Annotated in this window: 1 protein-coding gene and 1 pseudogene; both read left to right on the top strand. The window is 48.6% G+C overall.

Going from position 1 to position 568, the window contains the following annotated elements; genetic code table 11:
- Positions 1–97 (top strand): annotated as a pseudogene (locus R8N49_RS29275) (universal stress protein UspB); the annotation flags it as partial.
- Between the two features lie 157 nt (positions 98–254).
- Positions 255–568, top strand: a 314-nt coding sequence (locus R8N49_RS29270; protein WP_318190714.1) for an FAD-dependent oxidoreductase, incomplete at its 3' end; no start/stop codon positions are given.

Below are 568 nucleotides of genomic sequence, written 5' to 3'. Positions count from 1 at the left end.
TGAGATATTCACAGGCAAGTGTGAACGGGTGCGTGAGTTGTTTGTGCTATCAACCGCGTTGCTTGGTGTTACCCTACTGGCGGCCTTCATCTTGTAGGTCTTTCCAGCTAAGCCGTACTAGGCGATGCTTGGAATTTAAGCGCTTTTCCCTTTCGACATTTGTCGGTAGAATGGCGCTCTTAGAAAGCAAGGATGTGCAATAAGCACATCCTTTTTTATTGTTTTGGATTTTGGATAGAGCCTAAGAGCGACCGATGAGTAAGAAATTTGATGTTGTTGTAATTGGCGCGGGAGCCGCGGGTTTGATGTGTGCTGCAGAAGCAGGCAAGCGCGGACGCAGTGTGCTTGTGCTGGATCATGCCAAAAAGCCAGGACGTAAAATCCTTATCTCTGGTGGTGGCCGCTGCAACTTCACCAACTACGACGTATCAGCCAGCAACTACCTATGCCAAAACCCACACTTCGTGAAATCGGCCCTGTCGCAATACACCAACTGGGACTTCATCTCCTTGGTCAGCAAACACGGTATTGAATTTGAAGAGCGCGATCATGGTCAGTTGTTCTGTGT

The sequence above is a fragment of the Vibrio sp. 1978 genome, assembly GCF_033344345.1.
The sequence above is the reverse complement of the archived record's forward strand: the minus strand, read 5'-3'. Positions and strand labels throughout refer to the sequence as shown.